This is a genomic window from Arthrobacter sp. NPDC093125, from assembly GCF_044754225.1.
GTDB lineage: Bacteria > Actinomycetota > Actinomycetes > Actinomycetales > Micrococcaceae > Arthrobacter.
Window position 1 is genome coordinate 296,506 of sequence record NZ_JBIVOQ010000001.1, and the last position, 24,828, is coordinate 321,333.

The 24,828-nt window shown below is 67.0% G+C and carries 24 protein-coding genes; 9 read left to right on the forward strand and 15 right to left on the reverse strand.

The features are described 5' to 3' along the window. Positions 1-153 precede the first annotated feature (153 nt). A complete protein-coding gene (locus ACIP9X_RS01365; protein ID WP_400477919.1) occupies positions 154-1,701 on the forward strand; it encodes an amino acid permease in 1,548 nt (515 codons plus the stop codon). Between the two features lie 69 nt (positions 1,702-1,770). On the opposite strand, the gene ACIP9X_RS01370 is transcribed toward ACIP9X_RS01365, so the two are convergent. Continuing rightward, positions 1,771-2,616 carry an IclR family transcriptional regulator gene (locus ACIP9X_RS01370; RefSeq protein ID WP_400477920.1) on the reverse strand — a complete coding sequence of 282 codons (846 nt, stop codon included), beginning with the start codon at positions 2,614-2,616 and terminating at the stop codon, positions 1,771-1,773. Between the two features lie 401 nt (positions 2,617-3,017). Between ACIP9X_RS01370 and ACIP9X_RS01375 the strand changes: the two genes are divergently transcribed. Together ACIP9X_RS01375 and ACIP9X_RS01380 are read left to right on the forward strand one after the other, a co-directional pair. Beyond that, positions 3,018-3,263, forward strand: a complete 246-nt coding sequence (locus tag ACIP9X_RS01375) for a hypothetical protein (RefSeq protein WP_400477921.1) — start codon at positions 3,018-3,020, stop codon at positions 3,261-3,263. Between the two features lie 43 nt (positions 3,264-3,306). After that, the gene (locus ACIP9X_RS01380; RefSeq protein ID WP_400477922.1) at positions 3,307-3,501 is read left to right on the forward strand and encodes a helix-turn-helix domain-containing protein; all 195 of its coding nucleotides are present in this window, start codon (positions 3,307-3,309) and stop codon (positions 3,499-3,501) included. Between the two features lie 94 nt (positions 3,502-3,595). Here the strand turns inward: ACIP9X_RS01380 and ACIP9X_RS01385 are convergent, their stop codons facing one another. Next, positions 3,596-4,348 carry a 3-hydroxybutyrate dehydrogenase gene (locus ACIP9X_RS01385; protein WP_400477923.1) on the reverse strand — a complete coding sequence of 251 codons (753 nt, stop codon included), beginning with the start codon at positions 4,346-4,348 and terminating at the stop codon, positions 3,596-3,598. A gap of 131 nt (positions 4,349-4,479) precedes the next feature. Here ACIP9X_RS01385 and ACIP9X_RS01390 point away from each other — a divergent pair, with 131 nt between their 5' ends. Beyond that, positions 4,480-5,397, forward strand: coding sequence for a LysR family transcriptional regulator (locus ACIP9X_RS01390; RefSeq protein WP_400477924.1), 918 nt, complete (start codon positions 4,480-4,482; stop codon positions 5,395-5,397). A gap of 28 nt (positions 5,398-5,425) precedes the next feature. Here the strand turns inward: ACIP9X_RS01390 and ACIP9X_RS01395 are convergent, their stop codons facing one another. The 3 genes from ACIP9X_RS01395 to ACIP9X_RS01405 all read right to left on the reverse strand — a co-directional run bounded on the left by ACIP9X_RS01395 (position 5,426) and on the right by ACIP9X_RS01405 (position 9,692). Continuing rightward, the gene (locus tag ACIP9X_RS01395) at positions 5,426-6,409 is read right to left on the reverse strand and encodes a spermidine synthase (protein WP_400478518.1); all 984 of its coding nucleotides are present in this window, start codon (positions 6,407-6,409) and stop codon (positions 5,426-5,428) included. A gap of 236 nt (positions 6,410-6,645) precedes the next feature. Continuing rightward, positions 6,646-8,211 (reverse strand): D-glycero-beta-D-manno-heptose 1-phosphate adenylyltransferase, encoded by a 1,566-nt coding sequence (gene rfaE2, locus ACIP9X_RS01400; protein WP_400478519.1) that lies wholly within the window; start codon positions 8,209-8,211, stop codon positions 6,646-6,648. Between the two features lie 11 nt (positions 8,212-8,222). Continuing rightward, the gene (locus ACIP9X_RS01405; RefSeq protein ID WP_400477925.1) at positions 8,223-9,692 is read right to left on the reverse strand and encodes an aldehyde dehydrogenase family protein; all 1,470 of its coding nucleotides are present in this window, start codon (positions 9,690-9,692) and stop codon (positions 8,223-8,225) included. Positions 9,693-9,952: 260 nt separating this feature from the next. On the opposite strand from ACIP9X_RS01405, the gene ACIP9X_RS01410 reads away from it, so the two are divergent. Beyond that, positions 9,953-11,143, forward strand: coding sequence for a glycosyltransferase family 9 protein (locus tag ACIP9X_RS01410; protein WP_400477926.1), 1,191 nt, complete (start codon positions 9,953-9,955; stop codon positions 11,141-11,143). Here the strand turns inward: ACIP9X_RS01410 and ACIP9X_RS01415 are convergent. The 7 genes from ACIP9X_RS01415 to ACIP9X_RS01445 all read right to left on the reverse strand — a co-directional run bounded on the left by ACIP9X_RS01415 (position 11,109) and on the right by ACIP9X_RS01445 (position 17,873). Beyond that, positions 11,109-11,810: an SDR family oxidoreductase gene (locus tag ACIP9X_RS01415; RefSeq protein WP_400477927.1), complete on the reverse strand. Its 702-nt coding sequence runs from the start codon at positions 11,808-11,810 to the stop codon at positions 11,109-11,111. The genes ACIP9X_RS01410 and ACIP9X_RS01415 overlap by 35 nt on opposite strands. 68 nt (positions 11,811-11,878) lie before the next feature. Continuing rightward, positions 11,879-13,243 carry a D-glycero-beta-D-manno-heptose 1-phosphate adenylyltransferase gene (gene rfaE2 / locus ACIP9X_RS01420; protein WP_400477928.1) on the reverse strand — a complete coding sequence of 455 codons (1,365 nt, stop codon included), beginning with the start codon at positions 13,241-13,243 and terminating at the stop codon, positions 11,879-11,881. After that, the gene (locus tag ACIP9X_RS01425) at positions 13,240-13,983 is read right to left on the reverse strand and encodes an SIS domain-containing protein (protein WP_400477929.1); all 744 of its coding nucleotides are present in this window, start codon (positions 13,981-13,983) and stop codon (positions 13,240-13,242) included. The genes rfaE2 (ACIP9X_RS01420) and ACIP9X_RS01425 overlap by 4 nt, the downstream gene beginning before the upstream one ends. Beyond that, positions 13,980-15,236: a glycosyltransferase gene (locus ACIP9X_RS01430; protein ID WP_400477930.1), complete on the reverse strand. Its 1,257-nt coding sequence runs from the start codon at positions 15,234-15,236 to the stop codon at positions 13,980-13,982. The genes ACIP9X_RS01425 and ACIP9X_RS01430 overlap by 4 nt, the downstream gene beginning before the upstream one ends. Further along, on the reverse strand, positions 15,233-16,267 hold the full coding sequence (locus ACIP9X_RS01435) for a glycosyltransferase (RefSeq protein WP_400477931.1): 1,035 nt from the start codon (positions 16,265-16,267) through the stop codon (positions 15,233-15,235). Before ACIP9X_RS01435 ends, ACIP9X_RS01430 begins: the two co-directional genes overlap by 4 nt. Next, positions 16,267-17,340 carry a glycosyltransferase family 9 protein gene (locus tag ACIP9X_RS01440; RefSeq protein ID WP_400477932.1) on the reverse strand — a complete coding sequence of 358 codons (1,074 nt, stop codon included), beginning with the start codon at positions 17,338-17,340 and terminating at the stop codon, positions 16,267-16,269. The genes ACIP9X_RS01435 and ACIP9X_RS01440 overlap by 1 nt, the downstream gene beginning before the upstream one ends. After that, positions 17,337-17,873, reverse strand: a complete 537-nt coding sequence (locus tag ACIP9X_RS01445; RefSeq protein ID WP_400477933.1) for a D-glycero-alpha-D-manno-heptose-1,7-bisphosphate 7-phosphatase — start codon at positions 17,871-17,873, stop codon at positions 17,337-17,339. Before ACIP9X_RS01445 ends, ACIP9X_RS01440 begins: the two co-directional genes overlap by 4 nt. A 114-nt stretch (positions 17,874-17,987) precedes the next feature. On the opposite strand from ACIP9X_RS01445, the gene ACIP9X_RS01450 reads away from it, so the two are divergent. After that, positions 17,988-18,932 carry a glycosyltransferase family 9 protein gene (locus ACIP9X_RS01450; RefSeq protein ID WP_400477934.1) on the forward strand — a complete coding sequence of 315 codons (945 nt, stop codon included), beginning with the start codon at positions 17,988-17,990 and terminating at the stop codon, positions 18,930-18,932. Here ACIP9X_RS01450 and ACIP9X_RS01455 read toward each other — a convergent pair. Next, positions 18,827-19,744 (reverse strand): sigma-70 family RNA polymerase sigma factor, encoded by a 918-nt coding sequence (locus ACIP9X_RS01455; RefSeq protein ID WP_400477935.1) that lies wholly within the window; start codon positions 19,742-19,744, stop codon positions 18,827-18,829. The genes ACIP9X_RS01450 and ACIP9X_RS01455 overlap by 106 nt on opposite strands. 187 nt (positions 19,745-19,931) lie before the next feature. On the opposite strand from ACIP9X_RS01455, the gene ACIP9X_RS01460 reads away from it, so the two are divergent. Continuing rightward, entirely contained in the window at positions 19,932-21,014 is a 1,083-nt protein-coding gene (locus ACIP9X_RS01460) for an NAD-dependent epimerase/dehydratase family protein (protein WP_400477936.1), read from the forward strand. 41 nt (positions 21,015-21,055) lie between these two features. On the opposite strand, the gene ACIP9X_RS01465 is transcribed toward ACIP9X_RS01460, so the two are convergent. Then, a complete protein-coding gene (locus ACIP9X_RS01465) occupies positions 21,056-21,487 on the reverse strand; it encodes a hypothetical protein (RefSeq protein WP_400477937.1) in 432 nt (143 codons plus the stop codon). Positions 21,488-21,680: 193 nt separating this feature from the next. Here ACIP9X_RS01465 and ACIP9X_RS01470 point away from each other — a divergent pair, with 193 nt between their 5' ends. Further along, complete coding sequence (locus ACIP9X_RS01470; protein ID WP_400477938.1) at positions 21,681-22,583, forward strand: hypothetical protein; 903 nt, start codon at positions 21,681-21,683, stop codon at positions 22,581-22,583. Between the two features lie 134 nt (positions 22,584-22,717). Next, a complete protein-coding gene (locus tag ACIP9X_RS01475) occupies positions 22,718-23,872 on the forward strand; it encodes a YihY/virulence factor BrkB family protein (RefSeq protein ID WP_400477939.1) in 1,155 nt (384 codons plus the stop codon). A 150-nt stretch (positions 23,873-24,022) separates the two neighbouring features. Here ACIP9X_RS01475 and ACIP9X_RS01480 read toward each other — a convergent pair whose 3' ends face one another. Continuing rightward, entirely contained in the window at positions 24,023-24,808 is a 786-nt protein-coding gene (locus tag ACIP9X_RS01480) for an IclR family transcriptional regulator C-terminal domain-containing protein (protein WP_400477940.1), read from the reverse strand. Positions 24,809-24,828 lie beyond the last annotated feature (20 nt).

A 24,828-nucleotide genomic window follows, 5' to 3' on the forward strand; every position in this document is an offset into this window, starting at 1 on the left:
CAGACATGGGGCATGCGGCCGGAAACGGGCGGTTTCCGGCCGCCCGTCCAGTCTGGAATCAAAGACAGCAAAGCCCCGTGAGCCCCATCACAGCTCCTGCTGCCGTGGTCTGCTGGATAGCGGTCCCCCTCCCAATGACGAGAAGGTATGCGCATGCAGCAAGCCCCCTTTGACAACAAGATCCGCACAGGCAGCACGGCCTCCACAGACAGCAAGACAGCCTCAGGTGCCATCGGTGCCGTGGAAAAAACCACGGAAGCCATCCTGAACCGCGGTCTCAACGTACGCCACATCCGCTTCATGGCCCTGGGGTCGGCGATTGGAACAGGCCTCTTCTACGGCTCGGCGTCCGCAATCCAGAAAGCCGGTCCGGCGGTACTGCTGGCCTACATCATTGGCGGCGCGGCCGTATTCATGGTGATGCGGGCACTGGGCGAGATGGCAGTGCGCCATCCGGTTTCCGGCTCCTTCGGCCAATACGCCAGCCGCTACCTTGGGCCTCGGGCCGGCTTCGTCACGGGCTGGACCTACGTCTTCGAAATGGCCATTGTCGCGATCGCCGACGTCACGGCGTTCAGCATCTACATGGGCTTTTGGTTCCCCAACGTTGAGCGCTGGATCTGGATCCTCGCCATCATCTTCTTCTTGGCAGCACTCAACCTGCTCAGCGTCAAAGTCTTCGGCGAACTCGAGTTCTGGTTCTCCCTCATCAAAGTGGCGGCCATCATCGCCATGATCGCCGGCGGCGCAGCCCTCATCGTCTTCGGCTTCCAGTCCGGAGGATCCGCGGCCGCTCCCGGGCTGGGCAACCTCGTCGAGCACGGGGGCTTCTTCCCCAATGGCTTTGAAGGGCTCCTGGCCTCGTTCGCCGTGGTGATGTTCGCCTTCGGCGGGATCGAAACAATCGGCATTACGGCGGGTGAGGCTGCAGACCCCAAGAAGGTGCTCCCCAAGGCCGTCAACACGGTCCCGGTCCGGGTGCTGCTGTTTTACGTACTGACCCTTGGCGTGCTGATGAGCCTGTTCCCGTGGAATGAAATCGGCAGCAACGGCAGCCCGTTCGTGCAGATTTTCAGCGGGCTCGGGATTCCGGCGGCGCCCCACATCCTGAATGCCGTGGTCATCACTGCGGCCCTGTCCGCCATCAACAGCGACATCTTCGGCGCCGGCCGCATCCTGTTCGGCCTCGCCCGCCAAGGTCATGCTCCGCAGAGCTTCGGGAAGGTGTCCCGCCACGGCGTTCCCTGGATGACGGTGGTCATGATGGCAGGAATATTGCTTGCGGGTGTGGTCCTGAACGCGCTGATCCCGAAGGGCGTCTTTGTGCTGATCGCATCGATCGCCACCTTCGCCACCGTATGGGTCTGGGTAATGATCCTTGCCTCGCACGTGGCCATGAAGCGCGAAATTGCACGGACCGGCCTCCCTGCCTCCGAGTTCCCGTCCCCGTGGTGGCCGGCCGCTTCCATCCTGACCATCGCCTTCATGGCCCTGGTCATCGCGGTTCTGGGAGTCTTTGAGGAGACCCGCGTGGCCCTCTACGTCGGCGCGGCGTGGCTGGCCGTGCTGCTGCTGGCCTACCAATTCAAGGTCGGGGGCGCGGGCAGGGTCCGCGCCGAGCTCGTGGATGAGACGGCCTCGCTGCCCGTTGTGAAGACCGCCCCGGCGGACCTCCACAATCACCGGCTGCAGGAACGGTGACCAGGTAGGTACAGCGACTGGGCGGGAACCGCGACAAGTAGGAAGAGTGACCTTGGCGCCCGGTGCAGGCTACTGCGCCGGGCGCCCGTGGATGCGGCCGGACAGCTCGTTTGCCACCTTCTGCACGCGCGCCGCCAGGGCCGGCCACTGGTCCGCCGGCAGTTTGTCCTCGAGGAACGTCACGGCGACTGCCGCCGTCGGCCACCCCAGGTGATCGGTGACAGCGGCGGCGATCGAGCCGAAGCCCGGCGTCACCTCGCCGTGTTCCGTGGCGTAGCCGCGCTGGCGGACCTGGTCCAGGTGTGAGGACAGCGTCGAGTACTTCATGATGGCGCCTTCCACCTCGTGCCTGGCAGTGAAGGCGGCCGCGTTGGGGTACAGCGCCCGGACCTGAGACTTGGGCAGCGCTGCAAGAATGGCCCGCCCGCTTGCGGTGAGGTGGCTCGGCAGCCGGACGCCGACGTCGGTCACGAGGGACGGCCGGTTCTTGGCGCGTTCCTCAACGATGTACAGCACGTCGCGCCCGTGCAGGACGGCAAGGTGCGCACTTTCCCCGATCGCATCCACGAGCGATGCCAGCACGGGGCGGCCAAGGCGGGACAGCGGTTCCTGCCGGGAATAGGCCGAGCTGAGCTCGAAGGCACTGATGCCGAGGCCGTAACGCTGTTCCTCGTGCAGGTGCAGGACGAAGCCGTTGGATTCCATCACCCCCAGGAGGTGGTAGACGCTTGAACGCGGCAGTCCCAGCGCGGTTGCAATGCTCGACGCCGCCATCGGACCCCGTTTGGAGGCCAGCAGCTTGAGGATGCGAAGGGTATTTTCCGCTGCCGGAACTTTCGACGTCACCTTCGCAGCCGTCTTCGCGGCTTTCACCGGTGCCGGTGCTTCCTGCCCAGCGGGCACGGCATAGGGCATGTCATTCCTCCGTCGTCGGGCCCGGGATTAAGCCCGGTCCGGAATACCGTACTTAATCCTGCCTCCCACACGGGCTCATGGGATAGCGTTCGGTGCCTCCTTTGTCCGGCATGCCAGACAACTGCTCGCGGAGTGCGGCAGCCGCAGCCGGCCGTTCTGAAGACCGGCGCGTCCGAATCGCTCCGCGCGTAGACCGGCGTGCTCGCCGAAAACAGGTAGTACCTGCTTTTTCCAAGAGGCGCCGCCGGGGGAATTGAGGTAGTTGCTACTCGTGTGACTGATGGTGTCAGTGTCTAGTGTTGTCCGCACGGTGCACTCCGGATCGGAACTTCCTCCGACCACAGCAACCGGATCCGCGCCAGTGAATCCACGACAGGTCACACTGTAGAGGAGTGGTCCAGATGATCCAATTCACCGCTGAAGCCCCGATCCGCACCGGACGCCTGGCCGGGCTGCTGAGCAAGACCCTGAGCCGTGCACGGACGGCCGCCATTCCCTACAAGATCGGCGAAGCCGTCGTGGGGGATGATCCTTTTAACGGCCGCCGGGAAGGCATCGTGGAATCCCGCAACGGCACATCCGTTGGCCTCCGGTCCGCGGGGCGCGTCTTTTACTACGACTTCCGGCAGCTGAGACGGCCGGAGTAACCGGGCGCTCGCCGCCCTGGCCCCCACAAAGGAGTGCATTTCCATGTCCATTGCAAACCTGCCCACGGCCTATTTGACCATCGCCGAAGTCGCGGCGGCGCTGCGGGTGTCCAAAATGACCGTGTACCGGCTGGTCAAGTCCCACGCCCTGGCATCGGTCCGCTTCGGGAAGTCCTACCGGATCCCGGAATCGGCCGTTGAGGAGTACATCAGGCAGGCCGGCAGTCCTGCCGACTAGCCGTACTGGCTGCTCGCAAGGCTCATCATCCGCGCTGGATAATCATTGCGGCGAGGGGCACGGCACAGTTACGCGCCGACTAACCGCTCCGCTGTTACCGCGCCGACCATCCGCCGTCCATGGTGTAGCTCGCGCCGGTGACCATCCCGGCGGCGTCGGACACCAGCCAGGCCACCAGGGAGGCAACTTCCTCCGGCTCCACCAGCCGCTTCACTGCCGACTCCGTCAGCATGACCTTGGCCAGGACTTCGGATTCCGGGATGCCGTGGACCCGAGCCTGGTCTGCGATCTGCTTTTCCACGAGCGGCGTGCGGACGTAGCCGGGATTGACGCAGTTGGACGTCACTCCGTGCGCGCCGCCCTCCAGCGCCGTCACCTTGCTCAGCCCCTCCATGCCGTGTTTCGCGGAGACGTAGGCGCTCTTGAACGGTGAGGCGCGGATCCCATGGACGGACGAGATGTTGATGATGCGGCCGAAGTTGTTGGCATACATGTGGGGCAGCGCCGCCCTCACCAGCAGGAACGGCGCCTCGAGCATGAGCGTCAGGATGCGGCGGAAGGCCTGCGGATCAAAGTCCTCGATGGGGCTGATGTGCTGGATCCCGGCGTTGTTGACCAGGATGTCGCAGTCCAGGCTCAGCCCGGCGAGGGAATCGACGTCGAGGAGATCCACGGCCCAGGCCGTGCCGCCCAGCTCGTCCGCCAGCGCCGCGGCGCCGGCCTCGTCCACGTCAGCCAGCACTACCTTGGCCCCCCGGGCCGCTAGCTCGCGGGCGCACGCCGCTCCGATGCCGCTGGCGCCGCCGGTCACCACCGCTTTACGGCCATTCAGGTTCTTTGCACTCATATCCTGCTCCTCGGGGTGTCCACGCTGACACGTGCCGCAGTTCGCGGCACTTTGGCTTTCCCTGAGTATTGCTGCAGAGAGTTCTCTGCTCAATAGCTAATCCGGCACGTATTTCGTGCAAAATTGCAGATATGGAAGCCAATCCCGATGATCTGCTGGTGCTGCTCGCGGTATCCCGCTCGGCGAAATTCACGACGGCGGCCCAGGTTTTGGGACTCAACCACACCACGGTCTCACGCAGGATTGCGGCCCTTGAGAAAGCCCTCGGTGGCAGGGTCCTTTCACGGGCGGCGGGCGGCTGGGAGCTGACCGAACTCGGGGCGCAGGCGGTCGTGGTCGCCGAGCAGGTGGAGGCCGCGGTGCGCGCCCTCGGACCGTCAGGCCGCCCGCCTGACCCGGTCACCGGCGTCGTGCGCATGACGGCGACTGACGGTTTCAGCGCGTATATCGCCGCCCCGGCTGTGGCGAAGCTGCGGCGGGACCATCCCGGCCTCAGCGTGGAGATAGTGACGGTGACGAGGCGGGCGCTGCAGCAGCGCTCCGGGCTCGACATTGAGGTGGTGGTGGGTGAGCCGCAGGTGCACCGGGCGGAAGCATTCCGGCTCGGCGAATACGTGCTGGGCATGTATGCCTCACGCTCCTACCTCGCGGAAAACGGAACCCCGGACTCGGTAGAGGCCCTGGCGGCACACCCTCTCGTGTATTTCGTGGACTCCATGCTGCAGGTGGATGACCTCGACGCGCCGCGGCGGCTGGTGCCTGCCATGCGGGACGGAGTGAGCTCAACCAACGTGTTCGTCCATGTTGAAGCGACACGGGCGGGGGCCGGCATAGGCTTCCTGCCCTGCTTCATGGGTGACCGGCACGAGGACCTCGTGCGCCTGCTGCCCGGGCATTTCGCGGAACGGCTCCCCTACTGGATGGTGCTGCGGCCGGACTCCATGCGCCGCCCAGCCGTCGCGGCGGTGGTGCAGGCGGTCCGGGACGAGGTGGCGGCCCGCCGTGCCATGCTGCTGGGGCGTGGCGGAACCCCATCCGTTGCTGAGTAACTGCCGTTGTGGAGCCTCAAAACAGCAGTTACGGAGCGACCGATGGAGGATTGGGGTTGGAGGTTCCGGGGGTTACGGGAGCCAAGAACGTCACGGGGGTTGACGGTTCGGGGGTTGGCGGTTCGGTGGTCGGAGGTTCGGGAACCGGCGCTTCGGGGTCTGAAGCGGCGGGATCCGGAGCGGCCGGGTCGTGGCGGACCGGCGCGCCGGCTGCGAAGGCCCGCACCTTGGCATCGTCCCAGATGTGGGCGGGCACGGCCCCGCCCAGGAGCCTCCGGGCCAGCCGGGGATCGTCGTCGAAGGGCAGGTCGCTCCCTGCCATCACCATGTTGCCGTAGCGGCGTCCTTTGAGCATGGCCGGATCAGCGATGATCACGGTGTGCTTGAAGGAAGCCGCGATTGTGGCGGCGTCCTCCCTAGCATTCTTCAGATCCGGCCCGTCCCCCGAGTTCACGACATAAACTCCGCCCGGGGCCAGCACCCGTTGCACATGGTCGTTGAACTCGCTGGTGGTCAGGGGCCGCGGGGTAAGGGCGCCCGCGAAGACGTCCCTGATGATGAAGTCGCGCGTGTCTGGCGTCAGAGTTTCGGTGACGGCCCGGGCTTCGCCCACGCGGATGCGCAGCAGCGGCGCCTTGGGGAGGTCGAACCAGCCGCGGACGTACTCTGCCAGCTTTCCGTCCAGCTCCACGACGACTTGCCGGGCGTCCGGATAGGCGGCGGAAAAGTAGCGGGCAAGCGAGCAGGCGCCGCCGCCCAAGTGAAGTCCGCGGAGCTTGGGATGGGACTCCGGCGGCCAGCGTGATTCAAGGAGGGCAGCCATCCAGCGCATATATTCGAAGTCAAGGAACAGCGGGTCGGCGAGGTCGATGTGCGAGCTCATGACTCCGTTGATGCGCAGCAGCCAGCCCGTGGAATTGTCCTGGTCCGCGATGAGCTCGCAGTCCCCGGTATCGATGTAGTAGACACCCTCAACAGGCCCCTCCGGACGCCCGCCCTTGGGGAGCTCCATCACGCCCCGTCCGCCGGCCCCGCCCGTCTTGCTGCCGGCCTTCCCGCCTGTCTTACCGCCTTGTTTGCCGCGCCGCGCCATCAGATTTCCGCCGCTTCCGTCATGCTTCTAAGCCTAGTTGCCTCTTGCGGGTGCCCCCTGCCGGTGCCCCGAGGACCCTGGATCCCGACAGGCTCGATCAACGGGCGTGGCAGGCCCGATCAGCGGAGGGGGCAACCTCGATCAGCGGGGAGTCGCTATGCCTCCGAGACTGCCGCGCCTTTTCCGTCGCGGATGCGCTGGACCATGGCCGTGGTGGAACGTTCCGCCACATAGTCCAGAATGCAGACCCGGCCACCGTACGCCTCTACGGTCGCGGTTTCGGCGAGCATCTCCGGTGTGTAGTCACCACCTTTGGCGTAGATCTCCGGGCGCAGCTGCTCAAGCAGCGGAATGGGCGTGGGCGTGTCGAAGACCGTCACGTAGTCCACGCAGCTCAGCGCGGCAATCACGGCAGCGCGGTCTGCCACGCTGTTGATGGGACGGTCCGGTCCCTTCAGCGCGCGCACCGAGTCATCGCTGTTGAGGGCGACCACCAGGATGTCGCCCAGCTGCTTCGCCTGGTTGAGGTAGCGGGTATGACCACGGTGCAGCACGTCGAAGCAGCCGTTGGTCAGGACAACGCGATGGCCGTCGCTTCGGTGCGCGCGGATGTGCCGTTCCAGTTCGTCCGCGGTCAGGGCGGTATCAGCGAAGCTTTCGAGGTACCGTTCCAGCTCGGACGTGCCGCACACGGAGGTCCCCGGGTGATGGACGACGACGTCGGCAGCGGCCTGCGCAAAGTCAAGGCTGGCGGTCAGCGGAAGGGACGCTGCCCGGGCGAGGGTCAGCGCGGCCACGAACGTGTCCCCCGCGCCGGAAGCCTGCTTCTCCGTTGCCGGCCGAGCCCAGGTCCGGTGGGGATTGCCGTTGGCCGGAATCAGGACTGTGCCGTCGCGGTCGAGGGTGACCACCACCGCCCCTGCGCCTGTGGCCTCGAGCAGCTGCTGCCCGTGCTCGGAGACCAGCGCCGCGCGCTCGGCGCCTCCAGCCAGGCGCCGGTCCAGCAGCCTGGCCGCCTCCTGTGCATTGGGCGTAACGAGGTCCGGGTGCAGCGCTGCCCAGGGACGCGGGTCGTGCGCGTCCACCACGACCAGCTGGTCCGGGCCCCGCCGCGAGAGCGCTTCAATGAGACGGCTGCGGACCGGCTCGTCCAGTGCCCCTGTGCCGTAGTCGCAGATAACGACGGCGTCCGGAGCTTCGACGGCGGCCGTCACCGCGGCTGCGAGCACAGCCGAAGCGGATTCCGGGATCGTGGCGGCAGCGTCATCGAAGCGAAGCAGCACCTGCCCGCCGCTGCTGATGCGGATTTTCGTGGTGGTGACCATCTCCGAATCCTGTGTCAGAAAACGGGTGTCAACGCCCGCCGCCAGCAACTGGCGCATGAGCTCCGTGCCGGCGTCGTCCGTTCCGATGAGACCGGCGACGCTCACCCGGGCGCCCAGGGAGGCCAGGTTCATGGCAGTGTTCGCGGCACCGCCCGGCGAGAACTCGCGGCGGTTGATGTCCACCACGGGGGCCGGGGCTTCGCGGCACATCCTATCGCTCGGCCCGCTCCACCAGCCATCAAGAATCAGGTCCCCCACCACCAGGATCGAGGGGTTCGCCTCCGCAAGCCGCCGTGGCAGCCAGGCCGCCAGCCCGCGCTGCTCCGAAAGGTCCGGCTGATCCGGCAGGTTTGGCTGATGCCTGAACGGCTGGCCGGCTGCCGCCTCCCGGCCCATCTCCTCGCCGCTCATGCTCCCGCACCTTCCGAGCCGCCGCCTTCCAGGCCGGTGCCTTCCGCTGCTGATCCAGAGCTGCCGGCAGCCCCGCCTCGTGGAGCCGCTGCGATGTGCACCACCTTGACCCGCGTGAATTCGTCCAGCAGTTCCGGGCCGTAGCCGAACCCGTGGCCGCTTTCACCGCGGGGCTGGGCCGAACCACCCGGGGCTCCGCCGAACACTTCGTTGACCTTGACGGTGCCGACCGGGAGGGCCGCAACTGCCTGCTGGGCGTTGGCGATGCTTCCCGTCAGCACCGTGGCCGCCAGCCCGTAGCGCCCGGCCGCGGCCAGCTGCAGCCCCTGCTCGAAGCTGTCCACAACACGCACCGGCGCCACGGGGCCGAAGGTCTCCTCGGCCATGACGTCCATGTTGTCCGCGCAGTCGAGCAGTACCGTGGCGGGGTAAAAGGCGCCTGGACCGTCCGGAAGTTCCCCGCCTTCCGCCGCGCGTGCGCCGAGCTGAAGCGCCTCAGAGACGTGCCTGTGGACCGTCTCCCGCAGGCGCGTGTCCACCAGCGGCGCGATCCCGTTCCGGTTGCGGTTCCGGGCTTCGGCCGCGAGTGCCTCGCAGAACCGTTCCGCCACGGCCTTGTGGACGTAGATGCGCTCCACAGAGGTGCAGATCTGGCCGCTGTTGCTGAAGGCGCCGATGGCAGCCTGCTCTGCGGCCCACTCCGGATCAACGTCCTCGTCCACCAGGAGCGGGTCGTTGCCGCCGTTTTCCCGGAGCACGTGTGCGCCCGTCAGCACGGCGGCCCGGGCGATGCGGGCACCTGTGTCGCTGGACCCTACGTGCGCGAAAACGTCGACAGACATTTGCTGCGTAAGGACAGTTCCGACGTCGGGCCCTCCTGTGAGGGTCTGCAGCACATCCGGCGGGAAAACCGGCGCCAGTACCTCGCCCAGGCGTTCCCCGACCCCCGGGCAGCGCTCGCTGGGCTTGTGGATGACGGTGTTTCCGGTGACCAGCGCGGCGCCGATCAGGCCGCAGGCCACGGCGACGGGATCGTTCCACGGCGTCAGCAGGACGGCCACGCCGCGGGGCTCGGCAACCGTGTAGTCCGCGGCGAGCGCGTTTCCGCGCAGGCTGTGGCCCCGGTGTACCGGGCCGAGCTCCGCGTACTGCTCCAGGGTGGAAACACCGGCGGCCACCCCCGCCAGTGCTTCCTCCACCGGGCGGCCGGTTTCCCGTGCGTTGATCTCCGCCAGCTCCGCCGCGGCTTCGTTCAGGGCCGCGCCCGCGGCGCGTAGCAGCTTGCCCCGCTCCGCGGGGGGCCTGGCAGCCCAAGCGGGTTGTGCGGCACGGGACGTCTCAACTGCCCGGGCAACATCCTCGGGCCGGGCGGATGAGAACCGACCCACGACCTCGCCGGTGCGCGGATCCCTGATGGTTAGCAGGTCCTCTGCCGTGGCCTGGAAAGTCTCGGTTGCGGTATGCATGTGGCTCCTCGCTGCGCGGCTCCTGTCCGGGTGTCAACCGGCGTGCCGCTTTCTGGTTGTGCCGTCTACTTCGTGCCATCTACTGCCTCATCCGTACCCCGTGTTCGGTGGTTTACACGCCGGAGTTGGAAGGAGTTTCGGTGCTGGCATCCGGCCATGGCTGGGCCGTATGGTGGGCACCACGGAAGCAGACCGGAGCTGACTGAAGCTCCCAGAAGCAAACGGGTAACCTGTTGCTCCCCGAACGAAAGGCTCACGCCATGGAAGACTCCAACGCCGACTTCGGCGGAGCACGCATCATCAGCCAGGGAGTGGGTCCCGTCCTGGAGAAGTTCAGCAACGTCTCGCGGATCGCCGTACTCCGCGGCGGCGGTCTGGGTGATCTGATGTTCGCGCTGCCGGCGATGTCGGCGCTGAAGGCCGCCTACCCCGAGGCCTCGCTAACGCTGCTGGGCACTCCCATGCACGCCGAACTGCTCTCGCAGACCGAGGGGCCTGTGGACGAAACCGTCATCCTGCCGTTTTCCCAAGGCGTCCGGCCCGGAGCCGAGGACAAGGACGAGCTGGAGAACTTCTTTGGCAGGATGCGCGAGCGGAGGTTCGACCTCGCCGTGCAGCTGCACGGGGGCGGGCGCTATTCAAATCCGTTCCTGCTGCGGCTCGGGGCGCGGCACACCGTGGGCACCCGGACGCCGGACGCTGCCCGCCTTGAACGGACCGTGCCCTACCTGTATTACCAGCACGAGCCGATGAGGGCGCTTGAAGTGGCCGGATTCGCCGGCGCGGCACCGGTGGAACTGGAGGCCCGGATGCGGACCATGCCGGAATTCCGGCAGCGCCTCACAGCCCGGCTGGAGAGGCTGCAGTCCTCGCCGGAGCGCGGCAGGGTGGTGATCCATCCGGGCGCCACGGACCCGCGCCGCCGGTGGCCGGCGGAACGGTTCGGGGCGGTGGCCAGGATGGCGGCCGACGACGGCTTCCGGGTGTTGGTGATCGGTGACCACAGCGAAAAGGAGCTGGCCGAGGCAGTGGTGGAGCACGCCGTCGGAAGCGGCGCCGCCGGCAACCCACCGCAGACCAGGCCGCAGGTGGAGTCGCTGGCCGGCCAGCTCGGACTCGGCGAGCTCGCGGCTCTCCTGGCTGACTGCAGCGTCGTGGTGGCGAATGACAGCGGGCCGCGCCATCTGGCCCAGGCGCTGGGCGCACCCACAGTGGGCGTTTTTTGGACCGGCAACGCCATCAATGCCGGACCACTGGGGCGAAGCCTCCACCGGATCCACCTCGGCTGGACCACGCGCTGCGGTGTCTGCGGCGTGGACATGACCCAGGTGGGCTGGACGGCGCCGCGGTGCCCCCACGACGAGTCCACGGTGGAGGCAGTCGCCCCCGAGGCAGTCTACGAAGACGTCCTGCAGCTTACGGCCATGAGCCTTCCTCCTCGTGGCAGATGAGCATTTCACGCACCTCGCACCCTGCGGGCTGTGACAGCACGAACAGGATGGCCTGGGCCACGTTGGCGGGATCGTTGAGCCGGGAGTCATCCTGGGGCTTGTACTGCTCCGCCCGGTCGTCGAAGAAGTGCGTCTTCATGCCGCCCGGGATCATGGTGGTCACGCCGATCTCGCCTCCCGTTTCAGCGGCGAGGGAGTGGCTGAAGCCGACCACGCCGAACTTGGAGGCGCAGTAGGCCGTCGCCTCCGGAAGGGCACGCTTGCCCAGCGTGGAGGCAATCGTCACCACGCGGCCGCGGGATTTCTTCAGGTACGGCAGGGCGGCACGGACCACCGACACCGTCCCCATCAGGTTGACCCCAATGACGCGCTCCCACTCATCCGCGTCCACATCCTCCAGCTTGCCGCAGCGGTCAATTCCGGCTGCCGTCACCACTGCGTCCAGGCCATCCAGCGTCTCAGCCGCCTGCCGGACAGCCTCGCTCACCGCGGCACGGTCCGAAACGTCGACCTCGAAAGCCTTCGCAGCAGCGACGTTCCGGATATCGCGGTCCAGCACCACGGGCGTCCCGCCCGCCTTCAGGACAGCTTCTACGACGGCGGCCCCCAGGCCTGAGGCTCCGCCGGTGACCAGCACCCGGCCGGGGCGGAAGGTCGATTCATTCATGGTGTTCCTTTCGTTCGGGTCTATGTCTGGTTTCTGGTGCGCCTGATAAGGCACAACAGCCGCTGGGCTCAACTGACCTTGGCCAGCGCATCGGCCAGGATGGATGTGGACCTCGCCGGGTGGAAGGGCACGGTCATGCAGCGCCCGCCCCAGCTTTCCACCAGGCCGGCTTCGGGCAGCTGTGATGCCTGGTAGTCGCCGCCCTTCACCCAGATGTCCGGACGCAGTTCGTCGAGGCACGCCTCAGGGGTGTCCTCTTCGAAGATCATCACGGCGTCCACGCACGCGAGAGCCAGGAGAAGTTCCGCCCTGTCCTGTTCGCTGACGATGGGGCGCTGTTCACCCTTGATCCGGTGCACGGAAGCGTCCGAATTCAGGCACACGATCAGGCAGTCGCCAAGGTCCCGGGCTGCTGCGAGTGTTCGTGCATGGCCCGCGTGCAGCAGGTCAAAGCAGCCGCCCGTTGCCACTACAGTTCCGCCGTTCGCGCGGACCCGCCGGGCCAGGGCCATGGCGTCCTCGTCGCGCCGGTGCCGCCAGACCGGGCGGTGGCGGTCAGGCAGGGAGGCAACTCCTCCGGCGCCCAGGAAGTCCGCCGCCGCGCGGATGGCGAGTTCCGCGGCGTCGTCGAGGCCCCGGCCTTCGGCCAGGTGCACGGCAAGACTGGCGGCCAGCCTGTCCCCGGCGCCGCACGGGTCAGTCACGTCGGTGGAGGGAGCGGGAATGGCCCGCGGCTGGCGGTCGTCCTGTCCCAGCAGCATCCCGCCGCTCGCCCCCATGGTCACGAGCACCGCGTTGCCGTGCCAGCGGTCCAGCAGCGCGTTGCCCACCGCTGCGACTTCGTCCGGCGTCTCCGCCGCCCTGCCCGCTGCTTTGGTTGCCTCGGCGAGATTGGGAGTGGCCACTGTAACGCCGGGGACCGGGTTAGCCCCTGCCGGATGCGGATCCCAGACGATCGGGATGTTGTCAGCCAGGGCTGTGAGGAGGGACCGGATCTCAGGATTGGCCGCAACGCCGCGGCCATAGTCGGCAACGACGATGGCCTCAGCCTGTTCCATGGCTTTCAGCATCGCAGCCGTGGCGGCCGGAACGGCAGGTCTGGCGCAGTCCTCATCCACCCGGACAACGGGCTGGCGGCCCGCCCGCACCCGGGTTTTCACCGGGGTCCGGACGCCGGAGTGGCCAGCTACCACGCGTATGCCGGCGAGGGCCCCTTCGAGCTCCAGGGAGGCGTCATCATCGGACAGCACCGTCACAAGGGTGACCCGGTGTCCGTCCTGGGCGAGCATCCGCGCGACAAGCCCGGCGCCGCCGGCCCGCCGTCGGACTTCCGCGATATCCACCACCGGGACCGGCGCGTCCGGACACAGCCGGGTGGCTTCGCCGGCCAGGTCCACGTCCAGCAGCACATCTCCAACCACAGTGATCCTCATCCGCGATCAACCTCCTGCCCGGCAGCAGTCTTGCCCTTGCGGGCAATCTCGGCTTCGAATGAGCGGCACAGGGCGTGCAGGGCAATGAGGTGGCCCTCCTGCGCGTTCGCTGAAAGGGCGTCGATGGCCACCACCTCATCGCAGCTCTCCGCCAGTGGATTCGGCGCCGGGCCCGTGAGCGCCCAGGTGGTCACGTTCAGGCGGGCGGCTGCTTCGGCGGCACGCAGCAGGTTGGGGCTCTTTCCGCTGGTGGAGAGCAGCAGGAGGATGTCGCCGGAGCGCCCGTGGGCCCGCACCTGCCTGGCGAACAGCTCGTCGTAGCCGTAGTCGTTGGCAATGGCGGTCACGGCCGAGCTCTCGGCGTGCAGCGCGATCGCCGAGAAGGGCACGCGTTCACCGTCGAACCTGCCCACAAGCTCAGCGGTCAGATGCTGGGCCTCGGCAGCGGATCCTCCGTTGCCCGCTGCCAGCAGCCGCTGCCCGCCCAGCAGCCGCTTCGCCAGTTCGACGCCCCACGCCGCCAGCAGGTCAGACTGGCTCTCGAGCGAACGCAGCGCCGGGAGGACATTCTCAAGGTGGATCCGGACGGCATCCCTGGAAGCCTCAGGAACGTGCCCGGCTTCCGGGCACGCAAGGGGCTGTTCAGGGTTTTGTTCAAGGGGCCGTTCAAAAACCGTGCGGCCGGTGACCGGCGGCAGGGCCGGAAGCTCGGCCTCCTGCAGGGACCATTCCGTTGTCACAGTGCCGCTCCTTCCATTGGGAGGCTGGTGGCCGTTGCCGTTGCCGTTTCCGCGATCGCCAGCTGGTACGACTTTTCGGTTTCCGCCGCGATCCGGCTCCAGGAGAACCGCGCCTTTGCACGCCTTTCGCCGGCCCGGCCCAGCTTGTCCCGGAGTTCCGGGCTGGCCAGCAGCGCCGCCAGGGCGTCGGCAATCGCTTCCGGATCCCGTGGAGGCACGTGCAGACCGGTTCCGTGATTCACCACAGAATCCGTCAGGCCGCCAACCGCAGCGGCGACCACCGGCACGCCGCACGCCATCGCTTCAAGAGGCACGATGCCAAATGGCTCATACCAGGGAGTGCAGGCCACTGCATCGGCGCTGCGGAAAATCGCCGGCATCTCCTCGCGCGAGACCTGGCCGCGCAGTTCCACCTGGTCCGCCACGCCCAAATTCCGGGCCAGGTCGAGGAGCCTCCGCGCTTCAGGATCCTGGTTTCCTGCGGCTTCGCCGCCGCCGACGATGAGGAGCTCGACGTCGTCGAACCCCGCCTCCTTCAGGTGAGCCAGTGCGCGGATCACCAGGTCCACCCCTTTCCGTGGCACCAGCCGGCCCACGGACAGGATGCGATGCCGGCGGGGCCGGGAATCGACCGGTCCCGTGCCGGAAAACAGGTCCAGGTCCACGCCGCAGGGCGCGATGGAGACTTTTCCCGAGTCGATGCCCATCGCCTTTAGTTCGAACACCTCATCGGAGCAGGTGGCGATGATGCGGTCCACCGACCGTCCCACAGACGGTTCCAGGAAGCGGCGCTCGGCCGGACTCGTGTCATCGGCGCCCTGGTGCCGGCGCTTGACCGTGCCGAGTGCGTGGAATGTCTGCACCACGGGCACGCGGAAGCCGGAAGGATCACGGCGCGCGGCATTGAGCGCGGCAATGCCGGACATCCAGAAGTGTCCATGGACGATGTCCGGAGGCGTGCGGCCCCAGTCCCGGACCACCCCGTCAGCGAGCGCCTCCATGAACGGCAGCAGCTCGTCCTTGGGGACGTGGGCGGCCGGACCGGCGTCGACATGCACCACCTCGAGCCTCGGCTGCACCCGCACCTTTGCGGGCAGATCCGGGGCGTCACGCCTGGTGTATACCGTGACGAAGTGGCCGCGGCGGGCCAGCGCGGTGGAAAGCGCAGCCACGTGCACATTCTGGCCGCCCGCGTCCACGCCGCCGAGCGCTGCCAACGGACTGGCGTGTTCCGAAATCATTGAGATCTTCAATGGGTGGTCCTTTCTCGCGCCGGGATAGAGGGCCCGGTTCCGGGCCCCATCAAAATACGGTGGCCTGGCCCGGACTTGAGATCCGCCAGGACCGTATCCCAATCAGCCAGGAAGCGGTCAAGGCCGTAACGCTCCAAGACCGCCTCCCGCGCTGCCTTACCCCGTCGCCGCGACTCCTCGGGGTCGTTGATGAGCTGCCGTGCCGTCCGGAGCAGCTCACTCACGTTCGTGGAAACAGCTCCCGCCTCGGCCGGTACGGCCCGCGCTGCTTCAGTGGTGTCGAGGGCGAGGACGGGCATGCCCAGATGCATCGCCTCCAGCAGCGCGAGTCCCAGGGACGTCCAGCGCAGGGGGTGCAGATAGACCCGGCAGCGGGCCAGTTCGCGGTGAAGCTCTGCGGTCTTCAGGTCCCCGCGGACCTTCAGTCTTGCGGGCTCAATCCCCGTTGCGGCATGAAGCTCGCCGCCGCCCATCCCGAAAACCTGCAGCGGTGCGGCCTCGGCGAAGCGGGGCAGCAAATCCGTTCCTGTCACGCGTCCGCGGCGCACCGGCTCGTTCACCACCACGCCCAGTTCGGGCAGTTCGCCGGTGTAGAGGTAACCGGGGTCGTGGATCCCGTGTTCGATCACGGTGGTGGGCGCCTGGCCGTTGTCCCAAAAGAGCTCGTTGAAGTGGGTTACGTGCACCACCGGAATGTTGTGCTGGTCCGCCAGCGGGTGCCGGCTGAAGGGGACATCACCCTTGGGCGTGTTGTGTTCAACGAACACGGCGGGAAGGTCGACGCCGGGACGCCGCCCCAGTGCGCGGGTCACCTCTGCGGCCTCCTCGGGACGCTGGAGGACGACCGCGTCGATGCTGTCCGCGTCGAGCGTCGCCAGAGACACCTCCTGCACGGACGCCGGCCAGTCCCTGCCGGCCCGGCCCAGGCCCCACGCGCCACCTTCAGGCAGGACCGGCAGGAGATACTCGTGCCGTCCGCGGACGAAGGCATCCGTCCAGGACCCGTGTACATGCCAGAGGAGAATTCTCATTACCTGCGCACCTTTCTTCGAGTGCTGAGGGAGGAAATCCCGCGCATCAGCCGTTCAACTGCCTCCACCACCTGCTCCGGCGATACAGAGCTGAGGCAGGGGTGGCCCGGAACCGGGCAGATCCGCGCCCGGCTCCCTTTGCACCTTGCGTTCTGGTCGCCGAGCAGTTCCAGCGGCACCCCGTACGGCGCCCACCGGACCGCCGGCACGACGGGCGAGAACAGGCTCACCACCGGGGTTCCGACGGCGGCCGCCAAGTGGGCGGGACCCGTGTTGCCTGTAACCACCACCTGAGCCTTTGCCAGGACGCCCGAGAGCGTCCGGAGGTCTGTCTGCCCGCCGAGGTCCAGGGCGGACGGGCCGGCCACCGTTGCCGTCAGATCCGTTTCCCCCGGCCCGCCGGTGACCACCACGCGGTGGCCTGATCCCTCCAGCAGCTCCACCGCCGCAGCGTGGTGGAGCGGAGGCCATGCCCGGGCAGGGACGGTTGCACCGGGATGGACCACGACGTAGGGCTCCTCCCCGACGAGGTTCCGGACGTCCGGGGGATCCTTGACCATCAGCTTCCCGTCGTCGCCGTCCCTCAGCCGGAAGCCTGCAGCCCTGGCAATACCCAGCGCCCGCACTGCCTCCGGCTGGTCTTCGGGAAAGTCCTCGCCGGGCCGCAACCGGACGTCCAGCAGCGACCCTGCGTAGTCCGTTGACGCGCCCGTGATCCGTGAAACCCCGGCCAGCCGCAGGAGCATCGCCAGCGGCAGGGGTGACTGGTGGAAGGAAGTGAGGATGACTGCTTCGGTGATCCGGGAATTGTGGACGAAGTCCACGAGCGCATCCAGATGCGGTCCCGTCACCGCTGGGGCGGGATTGGTGATCCACGGGCTGTCCCAGGCGAAAACGTCGGAAACAGCTGGCAGCAGCGATGCGGCGGACTGTCCCTGCGGTCCGCAAAGGACGACGACGTCATTGGGGGCGCCGCCGTCGGCCCGCCTCCCGTTGGCCACAGCCCTGACGGCGGGACCGGCCAGCAGCACGTCGCCCACGCTGTCGAGCCGGGCCACCAGCACCTTGCTCATGCCGGTCCCTTGAGGAGCAGTGCCACTGCCTGCTCCAGGTCAGCCGCGACCTCCGGGGCCGCGGCCACCTCCTCCTCGCGTGTCACCGGTGTGGGAACCAGCACGCCCCGGGCCCCTGCGGCCCGCGCGGCCTCCACGTCGCTGCCGATGTCACCGATGAAGGCTGCCTCCGACGCATGGATGCCCAGCCGGTCGCACGCGCTGTGGATCATGCCGGGAGCGGGTTTGCGGCACCTGCAGGAGTCCTCGGCTGAATGCGGGCACACTTCCCACACATCGAAGGGTCCCAACAGTTCCTCCACGCGGTTGTTCACGCTGTTGACCTGGTCCAGCGTCAGTATGCCCCGGGCCACGCCCGACTGGTTGCTCAACACACCGGTGGCGAGACCCAGGCCGCGCAGCTCATCTAGGACCTTGCGGGCACCCGGGAAGGGCTTGACCTTCGAGGGGTCGCCGTTGTAAGGCACGTCGATGACGAGCGTGCCGTCCCGGTCGAACAGCACAGCTTTGAGCTGAGAAGCGTTGCTAGCCATACACCCTCCGTTCCCCCTCCGGCACAGGACTAAACAACCGTCCTCCTACTTCTTCGGATTAGACTCCTCGTCAGGCAGTCGGCACAGGCTGCACCGACCGGAGGAGGACAGGCAATGGAACAACCTGATGGCGGACGCGAACAGCCCGTCCTTTTGGTCCTGCGGGCACTGAAGCTTGGCGACATGCTGGTCGCCGTTCCGGCGCTGCGTGCACTGCGCAGGGCATATCCGCATCACCGCCTGCTCTACGCGGCCCAGGGATGGCTCGCCGAGGCGCTCGAACTCGTGGGCGGGTACGAACTGCTCCCCACCCACGGGCTTGACGTTCCGATTCCGATTGAAGCCGGCACCGTGGATGTGGCCGTCAACCTCCACGGCAGCGGCCCGGAAAGCGACGACCGGCTGGCGGACATCAGGCCCCGGACAATAATCGGCCACCGCAGTGCTACCAGGAACGGCCCCGAGTGGGTCCACGACATTCACGAACGGACCCGGTGGACGCGGTTGCTGGAGTGGCATGGCATCGAGGCCGAGCCCGAAGATTTCCGGCTGCTTCAACCCTCCGTGGCAAGCCCCTGCCCGGGTGCCACGGTGCTGCACGTAGGTGCTGCGTACGGCAGCCGGCTGTGGCCTGTGGAGAGGTTCGCCCGCGTGGCCCGGGAGCTATCCGAGCAGGGGCACCAAGTGGTCTTTACCGGGAGTTCCGGGGAACGGCCGCGTGCCCTGGACGTGGCGAGTGCCGCGGGACTGGCCGAGAACCACGTCCTGGCCGGGACGCTCGGGCTGTCGGCGTTCGCGGCGACCGTGGCCGACGCGCGGCTGGTGGTCTCGGCCGACACAGGCGCGGCCCATCTCGCGTCAGCCTATGCGCGGCCGTCCGTTGTCCTTTTCGGCCCTGCACCCGCTGAAGTGTGGGGCCCCCCGCCCGGGCCGCACGTGGTGCTGACCCAGGCTCAGCTGCGGCGCGGCGACACTTTCGCTGCCACGCCTGACCCGGCCCTGCTGGCCGTTTCGGCCGAGGACGTGCTGGCCGCCGTCCGCGGGCTCGCGCTCTCGTGATCCTCAGCCAGCAGGCGGTGCTGGAGGCAGACAAGAATGCGTGACAGCCGCCGTGACACCTGCATCTGCGAGATGCCGAACCGCTGGCCGAGTTCGGACTGAGTCTCCTCCCGGTAGTACCGGCGGTACAGCATCTCGCGGTCATCCGGATCCAGCTCCTGGATTGCCTCGTTCAGGCACACCAGTTCTTCAAGATGCTCGATGGGTGTATCCGGTGACATCAGTGTTTCGGCCATCGGCGGGCCGCCCCATGGGTCCGCGTTGTCGAGGGAATCGGGATGCATGCTGCTGCCCGCGGCCTGCGCCTCCCTGACTTCCTCTACCGGGACAGCCATTTCAGCGGCCAACTCGTGTTCGGTGGGAACGCGCCCCAGGGACTGGGCCAGATCCGGGGCCGTGCGGAGCATCTGGGTGCGGACATCCTGGACCCTGCGCGGTGGCCGCACGGTCCAGCACCGGTCCCTGAGGAACCGCTTCAGCTCGCCGCTGATCGTCGGGGCAGCGTACGCCGGGAAGCTCTCGCCTTTTTTCTCGTCAAACCCCCTCGCAGCCTTGACCAGCCCCAGGTAGGCCACCTGCACCAGGTCGGCGCGGTCCCTGCCCCTGGCGGCATAGCGCGCAGCAAGGGACTCGGCCAGGTCCAGATAGTTCAGTACCAACTGGTTCTGGAACGCCTCATGGAGCCGCCCGGGCTGATGGATTGCACGGCTGGAGGACCGCTCAGCCCATTCGGGCCGGGCGGACTCTACGGAAGATTCCCCGTCGCATTCGGCTGATTCATTGACAGCTGTGAAGACAATATTTTCTGGCATGTCGGGGGATTCCTTCGACCTAGATCTTTGGAAAGCCTGCGGCAAGACTTAGAAGAAGGAAACCATAAGTGTACTTATTACACAATCGCCCCGGAGGGTAGGCTCTTCCCAGCAGCACCTTCTGCGGCGCCTGGGAAATCCTTCGGCACCGCCGTACAGATCCAACGCAGCCACGGAGGATATGACAATGCGCATTGCCATTACGGGAGCCAGCGGGAACGCCGGCACGGCGCTGCTGCGCAGGCTCAACCAGGCCGCCGCAGACGAGCCGGGCGGCCTGGAACTGGTCGGCATCAGCCGCCGGATGCCGGATACTTCGCAGGGTCCTTACGAAGGAGTGGAATGGCACGCTCTGGACGTCGGCCTGAGCGCAAGCCGGGGCGGTCTACGGGCCGCCTTTGCCGGGGCGGACGCGGTGGTGCACCTGGCGTGGCAAATCCAACCGAACCGGGACCTTGCCCTGCTGCACCGCACCAACGTCACCGGGACAGAGAATGTGCTGGCCGCCGCGAAGGATGCGGGAGTCGGGCACGTGGTGTGCGCTTCGTCAGTCGGCGCCTACAGCCGCGGCCCCAAGGACCGCCGCGTGGACGAGGGCTGGCCCACCCTGGGCATGGCAGGGTCCCACTACAGCCGGGACAAGGCCGACCAGGAGGCCGTACTGGACAGGTTCGCCGCCGAAAATCCCTCCATCGCGGTGGCAAGGCTGCGGCCGGGACTCATTTTCCAGGGCGACGCCGGCAGCGAGATCGGCCGGTACTTCCTCGGCATGGTGCACCCCAGGTTTGTGCCCCGCCGCCCGGCCTTGCCAATCCTGCCTATCCCAAACGAATTCGTCTTTCAGGCACTGCACGCGGATGACGTGGCTGATGCCTATTGGCGGGTCGTGCGGAACAAGGCGTCCGGGGCCTTTAACGTCGCAGCAGAACCGGTTGTTACGCCGCAAAACCTCGCCCGGCTCTTCTCCGCCCGCCGGGTGCTTCCGGTTCCGGTCCGGCTCCTGCACGCCTTCGTGGGCGCGACCTGGCGGCTGAGGCTGCAGCAGACAGACTCAGGCTGGGTGGACATGGCAGCCGGCGCGCCCATCATGGACACGGCACGCGCCCGCACAGAACTCGGGTGGGAGCCCCGGACATCGTCCCTGGATGCCATTCAGGAAGTCATCGAGGGCATGGCAGCAGGTTCCGGGCTCGCGCCGTCGCCGCCTCTCAAACCGCGGCGCCCGCTGGGGTCTTCCGTGGCGGCACTGATCCGGCGGAAACGGGGATAGCCGTCCCGGCGGGCGAATTCCCGCCGAGACCGGCTCCGGCGCTACTCCCGCGGATTGTTCAGGCGGGTGGTATCCGACCGCTGGTCGGGGTCGACCATGGCCCCCCTCGGCTGCTCGCGCTTCTCGTCGACGTCCGGATCGAGCGCGTTCGCTTTGTGGAGGTGCTTTTCCGAATCAGTCCTGAAGCCCTGCGCCTCGGACTGCCGCTGCTCAGCTTCCTGGCTCAACCGGGCAGCCTCAACCTGGGCCTTTTCGGCGTCGGCCTTGGCGCGGAGTGCCTGCGCTTCGTTCTCCCGGGCCTCAAGCTCGGCGTCCTCCGCCTTCCTGCGGATCTCAGCGGCATGCTGGCGGTTGGATTCATCCCGCTTCCGCTTAAAAGCCTCCTTGCGTTTGCGGCCGGTCACCAGCAGCAAAATAATCAGCGCGATAACAACAATTGCAACAACGATCCATACCCAGGTAGCTGTATCCACCGAGGCTCCACCTCTTTCCATATCCAGCAGGGTCCGGCGGTACGGGCAGGGAGCCTGATGCAGGCTTCAGCCCGCGGCCGGTTGAACGAACGGCAATCGCGGTACTTTCTATCTGATAGTAATCATGCTTACTATTTTACAGCGAGTTAAGCCGATTGTGATCAGCAGCCAACTTCCTGGAAAGAGAGCGACGATGACAGAGAACGAATGGCCGCAGCACACGAATTACCCCGTGGCCGGAGCAACTACTTCCAAGAAGGAGGCTGCCAGGGAGGGGGCGCTGGACACGGCGCAGCAGGCCTCTGACTCCGCCCGCGCTGTCGCCCGGACAGCAAAATCCGAGGCTGCCGGCGTCACAGCCGTAGCCAGATCAGAGGCTGTAAACCTGCTCAGCGAAGCAAAGTCGCAACTCACCGGCCAGGTTTCCAGCCAGCAACAAAAGGCAGCATTGGGCCTCCGCTCCATCTCGGACCAGCTGCAGGCGATGTCGCAGGCATCCGACCAGCCGGGGGTCGCCGCCAATTTGGTCCGGCAGGCCGCGGAACAGTCAGGGACTGCGGCGGCCTGGCTCGACAGGGGCGATCCAGCCTCCCTCCTGGACGACGTGGCCTCCTTCGCCCGGAGGCGTCCTGGTGCCTTTCTCCTGCTGGCCGCCGGTGCGGGCATCCTGACCGGGAGTCTCACCCGGGGGCTGAATGCCGGGGCGGGCCGGCAGGAAGGCGGCCGCCACCGCGCCCCCACTCCCCCGGGGTTCGAAACGGGGTTCGACGCGGCAGCCGGTTCCGCTGTGCCGCCGCCCCAAGTGGATCTGCCCGGCGCCGAGACGGCTTCGGGAAGCTACGTTCCACCGGCCGGCGCCCCCGTACCCCCGCCTCCAGTCGGCCTTCCCGGCCCTAACGCCACCACCGCCGGCTTCGGCGGTGCAGCCCCGTCCCCGGCCGGCCCTCGCGGTCCGCTGGCTTCCCCCCAACTGGCCGAGGATGCGCAGTCCCCGGCACACATCGCGGACGACCCCCTGGCGGGGAAAGATCTGGCCGATGACCCGATGGGGAGCGACCCGCTCACGCGCGACAGACGGAACCCCGGCCTCGGTTAGACCGGGCCGGTCCTGATGCGGTAGACCGCAAAAGCCAAGGACACCGTCCACAAAGCCTGACCCAATTGACTGCGGGGAGGCAGCTTTCCCACCGCTGATCCTGCCGACCTGCAAGTGCCCGAAAGGATGGTCCAATGGCCACGAATGAAGCTCCAGAAACCAGCAAGGCCAAGGCGTCCTCGGCGCCCGCCCCTGATGACGAACGCAAGCCCGACAGCCCTACGGATGTCACTAAGCCTGCGTGGAAGTACATCTTCAAAAAGACGCTCCGCGAGTTCACGCAGGACCAGTGCCCCGACCTCGCCGCGGGGCTGACGTATTACGCCGTCCTCTCGCTTTTCCCGGCATTGCTGGCCTTGGTTTCCCTTATCGGCATCTTCGGTGATGCACAAAGCACGACGGCGGCACTCCTCCAGATCGCGCAAGGCATCGCCCCCGGTGCGGCCTTGGACACCATCAGGGGCCCCATCGAGGAACTCACTGCTTCACCGGCAGCAGGTTTAACCCTCGTCATCGGTCTTGCAACGGCGCTCTGGTCCGCTTCCGGTTATGTAACCGGGTTTGGCCGGGCCATGAACCGGGTTTATGAGGTCGACGAAGGCCGCGGTTTCGTCAAGCTTCGCGGCACGATGTTTGGCGTGACGTTGCTTTCTGTGGTCATCGTGGCGCTGCTGGCCGCGATGCTGGTGCTCAGCGGCCCCGTGGCGGAAGCCGTGGGCGGTGCCATCGGACTCGGCGGGGTTTTCCTGACCGTGTGGAACATCGCCAAATGGCCGGTCATCGTCCTGCTGGTCATCGCGATCATTGCGATCCTCTACTACGCCACGCCCAACGTCAAGCAGCCGAAATTCCGCTGGATGAGCCTCGGCTCCTTCATTGCGCTGATGGTTTTCGTCCTGGCATCGCTGGGCTTTGGCTTTTACGTGGCCAACTTCGGCAACTACAACAAGACTTACGGCGCGATCGGCGGCGTAATCATCATGCTGCTGTGGCTGTGGATCCTGAACATGTCCCTGCTGTTCGGTGCGGAGTTCGACGCCGAAATGGAGCGCGGCCGCCAACTGCAGGCCGGCATCGAGGCTGAGGAAACCATCCAGCTGCCGCCGCGGGACACTAAGAAGAGCGAGAAGCTGCAGGCCCAGGAGGAGGAAGACGTCCGCCACGGCCGCGAACTGCGCGAGCAGCACTCTGGTGACAATGGCCAACAGAACGGCGAGCAGCGCGCCAGTGCCCAGAACGGTGCGCACAAGGCAGGACAGAGGGAACAGGACCGCCCGGACAGGAAGTAAACACAGACAGGAAGTGACGCGAAAACCGCGGGCCGCCCGGATTTCCGGGCGGCCCGCGGCCATTTGCTCGAGGGGCTGGTTAATCGACAAGGGCACGTCTCGCCGCCCAGATCCAAAGCCAGTACGACAGAGCCCTGGCTCGCCCTTCATTCAGCGCGCCGCAGCAGCCTCGTCGCGCCCGCTGTAGTCGAGAGCTATCTGTCGCGCAGTTTCTTGCAGGCGGGGAATCACGGTCTTCTCCAGGTCATCCGCGGAAGCCCGGTGGGTTTGCAGCGATACATTGACAGCGGCAACCACTTCGTTCCCCCGCCGCACCGGGACGGCGACGCCGCGCAGACCCTCCTCAAGCTCCTCCGAGACCATGGACCAGCCCTTTGCCCTTGTGGCCTCGAGTTCAGCGCGGAGCCGATCGGGGCTGCCGATCGAATGCTCGGTGAAACGGCGCAGTTCAACCGACCCAAGGTAGGACTGCAGCTCCGGCTCAGGCAAGGCGGCCAGGAGGACGCGCCCCATGGACGTTGCCCAGGCCGGGAATCTCGTACCCACGCGGATCGACACGCTGAGCAGCCTCGGCGACGGCACACACACGATGTACACCACGTCGGCGCCGTCGAGGATGCACAATGATGTTGTTTCGTTGAGCTTGGCAGCCAGCGACTTCAGGTGGGGTTCGGCCACCCCCGGCAGCGACAGGTTCGCCAGGAACGACCGCCCGATGTCCAGCGAACGGGCAGTCAGTTCAAAGTTCGGGCCTTCCGCATGGACATAGCCCAAATCAGCCAGAGTCATAAGGAAGCGCCTCGCGGAAGCCCTGGTCATGTCAGCCCGGGCTGCGACTTGGGAAACAGTGAGCTTCGGGCTGTCGGGGGTGAAAGCGAGCAGCACGTCAAATGCCTTTTCAACCGACTTCACAAAGTAGGCTGGCTGCTCCTCCATGAACTTCCCGCCCTCGTTGA

Coding starts and splice junctions, on each gene's coding strand:
- ACIP9X_RS01385 (WP_400477923.1), bottom strand. CDS start 4,348: ATGAGTGCAAAGAACCTGAATGGCCGTAAAGCGGTGGTGACCGGCGGC.
- ACIP9X_RS01435 (WP_400477931.1), bottom strand. CDS start 16,267: ATGAGAATTCTCCTCTGGCATGTACACGGGTCCTGGACGGATGCCTTC.
- ACIP9X_RS01375 (WP_400477921.1), top strand. CDS start 3,018: ATGATCCAATTCACCGCTGAAGCCCCGATCCGCACCGGACGCCTGGCC.
- ACIP9X_RS01410 (WP_400477926.1), top strand. CDS start 9,953: ATGGAAGACTCCAACGCCGACTTCGGCGGAGCACGCATCATCAGCCAG.
- rfaE2 (WP_400477928.1), bottom strand. CDS start 13,243: ATGAGGATCACTGTGGTTGGAGATGTGCTGCTGGACGTGGACCTGGCC.
- ACIP9X_RS01390 (WP_400477924.1), top strand. CDS start 4,480: ATGGAAGCCAATCCCGATGATCTGCTGGTGCTGCTCGCGGTATCCCGC.
- ACIP9X_RS01405 (WP_400477925.1), bottom strand. CDS start 9,692: ATGCATACCGCAACCGAGACTTTCCAGGCCACGGCAGAGGACCTGCTA.
- ACIP9X_RS01380 (WP_400477922.1), top strand. CDS start 3,307: ATGTCCATTGCAAACCTGCCCACGGCCTATTTGACCATCGCCGAAGTC.
- ACIP9X_RS01365 (WP_400477919.1), top strand. CDS start 154: ATGCAGCAAGCCCCCTTTGACAACAAGATCCGCACAGGCAGCACGGCC.
- ACIP9X_RS01480 (WP_400477940.1), bottom strand. CDS start 24,808: ATGGAGGAGCAGCCAGCCTACTTTGTGAAGTCGGTTGAAAAGGCATTT.
- ACIP9X_RS01415 (WP_400477927.1), bottom strand. CDS start 11,810: ATGAATGAATCGACCTTCCGCCCCGGCCGGGTGCTGGTCACCGGCGGA.
- ACIP9X_RS01370 (WP_400477920.1), bottom strand. CDS start 2,616: ATGCCCTATGCCGTGCCCGCTGGGCAGGAAGCACCGGCACCGGTGAAA.
- ACIP9X_RS01445 (WP_400477933.1), bottom strand. CDS start 17,873: ATGGCTAGCAACGCTTCTCAGCTCAAAGCTGTGCTGTTCGACCGGGAC.
- ACIP9X_RS01460 (WP_400477936.1), top strand. CDS start 19,932: ATGCGCATTGCCATTACGGGAGCCAGCGGGAACGCCGGCACGGCGCTG.
- ACIP9X_RS01455 (WP_400477935.1), bottom strand. CDS start 19,744: ATGCCAGAAAATATTGTCTTCACAGCTGTCAATGAATCAGCCGAATGC.
- ACIP9X_RS01450 (WP_400477934.1), top strand. CDS start 17,988: ATGGAACAACCTGATGGCGGACGCGAACAGCCCGTCCTTTTGGTCCTG.
- ACIP9X_RS01440 (WP_400477932.1), bottom strand. CDS start 17,340: ATGAGCAAGGTGCTGGTGGCCCGGCTCGACAGCGTGGGCGACGTGCTG.
- ACIP9X_RS01475 (WP_400477939.1), top strand. CDS start 22,718: ATGGCCACGAATGAAGCTCCAGAAACCAGCAAGGCCAAGGCGTCCTCG.
- rfaE2 (WP_400478519.1), bottom strand. CDS start 8,211: ATGGGCCGGGAGGCGGCAGCCGGCCAGCCGTTCAGGCATCAGCCAAAC.
- ACIP9X_RS01470 (WP_400477938.1), top strand. CDS start 21,681: ATGACAGAGAACGAATGGCCGCAGCACACGAATTACCCCGTGGCCGGA.
- ACIP9X_RS01395 (WP_400478518.1), bottom strand. CDS start 6,409: ATGGAGCTCCCCAAGGGCGGGCGTCCGGAGGGGCCTGTTGAGGGTGTC.